Below are 4,149 nucleotides of genomic sequence, written 5' to 3'. Positions count from 1 at the left end.
AAGAATGTGCGGCAGTGAAATACGAGGTGAAGAAATCGCGGTTCTACGCCCACCTCTATGAGATCGACGCCCCTTCAGACCTTGACGGCATCCTTGCGTCCCATGGGAAGGAATACCGGAACGCCGCCCACCACTGTGCGGCCGTCAGGTTCCTGGACGGTGCCGTCCCGGTCGAGTCCTTCAAGAACGACAGGGAGGTGGGGCATCCGGGCAAGGCCCTCCTCGAAGTCCTGAGAAAGTACTCCCTCGACAGTCATGTCCTTGTCGTCTCCCGCGTCTTTGGCGGGATCAAACTCGGCCCCGGCGGTGTCACCCGGGCCTTCAGGGACGCGGGGGAGGGGGCGGCGTCACGCTATGTCGATCGGTGACGTCGCCCTGCCGGTACCACCGCTCTTTTCTTCACGGCCGCCGACCTCGATCTGTGAAATCGTTCGTGTCTGCATGGCTCTCAGGCATCGTGGAGCGAGAAGACGTGACCCACGCCGTCGGGGGGACCGAACTGTCCCTGATGTGGGAGGAGGTGCTCGCACCTGCCGGGCGGGAGCGGGGCAGGGCCGCGGTCACCCCTGGCGAGATCGAGGCGACCTGCACCGCACTCGGTGCTGCCCTGACAGAGGCTGACCTGCTTGCGACGATCGCCGGATCACTCGCCCTGTACTCCATCACCGATATCGAGGCGATGATGCGGAACTTCGAAAAGAAGACAGAGACTCTTGACCCCGCGTACCGCCGCCGCCTCATCCCGAAGGTGAGGGAGGAGACGGTCGGGGCATACCACGACCTCCTCCTCCTCTGCAGGGATGGGACAGTGCCTGAAGGCCCGGTCGCGGCCGACCTCCCGGCCTATGCGGCGATGGTCGCCGCCGCCTGCCGCACGCGGGTGCAGGCCGGAAAAGCCGTCGACCTCTTCTTTCTCAAGTACCTGCTCGCCGCGTTCACGATGTACGTCCGCGGCCGCCCGGCGCACCCGGTGGGAACCCCCTTTCCCGGCGGGCTCGAGGTCTATGAGGAGGGTGGGGAGTATTACTGCCCTGTGCGGGAGAAGGAGGGCGACGTCCCCTACTCCCTCTGCCCCTTCTGCCCGGCGCGGCAGGACACGGGCAGCCGCGCCCTCCACGGCGCCGGTGCAGAGGAGAGGATAGAAAAAAGAGGGTTCATCGAAGAGTCACGCCGGAACTACCATGGCTGAGGGAGCACCCGACCCGGCGAGGGTGATCCGCCCCTCTGTTGTCGGGGTGAGGGGCGTCTGCACCCTGACATATGCTTCGACGGTTTCGATGACCGTGATCCCGGTCCTGAGTTTCCTCTCATCGGGAATCGCGGCGAAGAGGGCGTACCCGTCCCCTCCTCCTGCAAGATAGTCGTTGACCAGGACAGTGTACTCCCGATCGTCCTCGACCGGCACCCACGCGTCGCCCTCCCGGACGAGGATGGATCCAACCCTCGACCCCTCGCACAAAACCTCCTGCACCTCTTTTCCGTCATAGACCGCGGCATATGCCGGCCTCTCCGTGTCGATGGTCACTCTCGCCCCGCCGACCTGGAGGAACCCGGACTTCTGAATGCCCCGGGAATCAGGGCCGAGGGCTGATGCGCTCATCTCAAGCATCTGACGCACCTCTGTCCCGTTCATTCTGATGACCACGACCTCGTTCCCGAAGGGGAGGACCTCGGAGAGCATCCCATGGGTGATCGGGCCTGCCGGGAAGACGCGGTCACCCCGGATCCCGCCGCTGTTGATGACGGCGATATCGGCCTCCTCGAACCATGCAAGCCCGGCATCGGCGATCAGGTCGCCGAGCGGCATCTCACGGCTGCGCAGGTCTGCCTTCACGGCGTCGACCGCCACCGTGCTCTCGCCGATCGCCTCCTCTCCCTGCTTTTCCATCGCCGCCCTGAAAGGTGCGAGATACTCGCTGACTGTCCGGTCGGACCCGGCCGCGCCGTCCATCGGCACCGTCTCCCACTGCCAGTCCTCGATCCCGTCGCCGGTGAACGCGAATGTCAGGACACCGAGGCGCTCGCCCTGGCTGCCGTCATGGACGATGACCGTCGTCCACCCGCCCGGACCCCCGACGCTCTCGCAGACATAGGTATGGTCATGCCCGCCGACGACGAGGTCGATCCCCTCGACCTGCCTGGCAAGGTCCTCGTCGCAGGCCGTGCCCATATGCGAGAGGGCGACGACGATCTCGGCGCCGTCCTCCCTGAGGGCCCGGACCTCTTCCCTGGCCACGCCGACATAGTCGGAGTCGACGGTGACATTGGGGCCGGGACTGGTGATGACGGCGAGGTCGGGGGTGATCAGGCCGAAGAACCCGCAGCGTATCCCGTCGACCTCGATGATGGTGGAGGGCCTGAGCACCGATGCGAGGTCCGGGTCGCTGACATTGAGATTTGCCGAGAGGAGAGGGAACCCGGCATAGCGGGTGGCATTCAGATAGTGCGCCGCCCCGAAGTCGAACTCATGGTTGCCCGGGCAGGCCGCGGTATATCCGGCAAGGCTCATGGACCGCAGTTCGGGTTCACCGCCATAGGCGGCATACAGGGGACCGGTCAGGTCGTCTCCGGCCGAGAGCAGGACCCACCCGTCGACATCTCTCGCGATCGTATCTTTTGCGCCAGCGATCCGTTCGATGCCGCCGACGGTCACGCCCGTCTCGTTTCCATAGGGAAAGATATGGCCGTGGAGGTCGGCCGTCGTCATGACGGCGATCTCTTTCCTGTCGTCCTGAGGGAGGAACGATGCCGCACCGAAGACGAAGAGGGCGATGAAGGCGGCGGCGAGGAGGAGCAGCCCGACCTTCATGCCGGGAGAAAGAGAAAATGTTTTTTTCACTCCTATCGATGCGGGAGGCCGGGAAATAATGGTTGTTCTTTTCTCCGGCAGGGCGGACCGTCTAGTACGACGGCCTGTCTGTGGCCGGGCGCATCATCGGCTGCACGTTCGCCCCCTTGAGGTCTCCGATGGCAAAGGAGAACCGCGCCCTGATCGAGGACGGGAGGCCTGACTCAGGGATGGAGACAAAACCGAAAGTGCCGTAGAAACCGACGAGGTCGAGGGTCGAGTGCATGTACAGGTCTTCCCCGCCGCAGGCAGAGACGAGCGCCTCGACTACCCTCTTCGCATACCCCCGCCCCCTGAACTCCGGCGGGGTGAAGACACCGTCGACCTCGAGGCCGTTCGGGTGGCGCCGGCACCTTGCCACAGACGCCAGGGTGCCCTCGACATGGAGACCGAAGATCCGGTCGGTCGCGGGGTCGGCCGTCTGTCTGTGGTAGTGCGTCCAGACCTCATCGACGAGGGGGAACTCGCGGGCGTCGATCTCCCTGACCGCGATGTCGAGGTCCAGGGCCGGGACGATGACGCAGACCGGCACCCGCGCCCTTTTCGCGACGTCCGCGGCCGTGCTTCCGATCGGGATATTGGTGATATAGTCGGTCTTCCCCAGGCGCGGCAGCAGCACAAGGGTGGCGCCCGTCTCCTCCGCGGCCGCACAGATCTCGTCGGCCGCCTCTCCTGTCCTGACCAGGGCCCTGACGCCGATCCCCTTCTCCTTGATCCTCTCTCCGATCTCCGCGAGGCGTCCCTCGGCGTCCCTGATCCGGGTGTCCATCTCCTCCTCGCTCTCGGCGCTGGTGATCACATGGAGGAGCACCGCCTCAGGCACCTTCAGGCGGGGGAGCAATGATACGACCTGCAGGGAGGGCTTCGAGAAGTCGACAGGGCAGAGGACGCGGGAGAAGAGTGCGTCTCTGCCCGCGCCTGCCGGCCTGACGATCAGCACGTGGGTCTGCGCCCGTCGCAGCACGCCTGCCGAGACGCTGCCGAGGAAGAAATCGCTGATGATGTTCCTGCCCCGTGCGCCCACGACGATGAGGGACGGCCTCTCCTCCCTGGCCAGGGCGAGGATGGCACCGGCAATGTCCCCGTCCACGGCCTCGACCAGGCGGTCGGTGGCGTCAAGGCCCCACCCGATGAGGGCGTTCCTCTCCTGTGCGAGCGCGGTCTCCGCCTCCCTGGCCGAGGGCGCATGGCCGGAGAGGAAAGGGATGCGAGGGGCACCGGCCTGGTCGAGGACATGGACAAGGATCACGTCCTGTGCGGTGGGGATCTCGGGGAGGCGTGCGGCCGTTGCACGTGCGTCC

4 protein-coding genes are annotated in these 4,149 nt (G+C 65.6%); 2 read left to right on the top strand and 2 right to left on the bottom strand.

Annotated features, from left to right (window positions below; genetic code table 11):
* Both PHP59_RS11670 and PHP59_RS11665 read left to right on the top strand, forming a co-directional pair.
* On the top strand, positions 1-368 hold a 368-nt coding region (locus PHP59_RS11670), incomplete at its 5' end, for a YigZ family protein (RefSeq protein WP_300167191.1).
* A 53-nt stretch (positions 369-421) separates the two neighbouring features.
* Complete coding sequence (locus PHP59_RS11665; protein ID WP_300167189.1) at positions 422-1,189, top strand: DUF2115 domain-containing protein; 768 nt, start codon at positions 422-424, stop codon at positions 1,187-1,189.
* On the opposite strand, the gene PHP59_RS11660 is transcribed toward PHP59_RS11665, so the two are convergent.
* On the bottom strand, positions 1,166-2,809 hold the full coding sequence (locus PHP59_RS11660; protein WP_300167187.1) for a bifunctional UDP-sugar hydrolase/5'-nucleotidase: 1,644 nt from the start codon (positions 2,807-2,809) through the stop codon (positions 1,166-1,168). The genes PHP59_RS11665 and PHP59_RS11660 overlap by 24 nt on opposite strands.
* Before the next feature lie 91 nt (positions 2,810-2,900).
* Positions 2,901-4,149, bottom strand: a 1,249-nt coding sequence (locus tag PHP59_RS11655; protein ID WP_300167185.1) for a GNAT family N-acetyltransferase, incomplete at its 5' end; no start/stop codon positions are given.

The sequence above is a fragment of the Methanofollis sp. genome (genome assembly GCF_028702905.1).
GTDB lineage: Archaea > Halobacteriota > Methanomicrobia > Methanomicrobiales > Methanofollaceae > Methanofollis.
This window is presented reverse-complemented; position numbering and strand designations above follow the sequence as displayed.

What these genes read in the sequence shown, in the direction of transcription:
- PHP59_RS11660 (WP_300167187.1), bottom strand. Translation starts at nt 2,809, where the DNA reads ATGAAGGTCGGGCTGCTCCTCCTCGCCGCCGCCTTCATCGCCCTCTTC.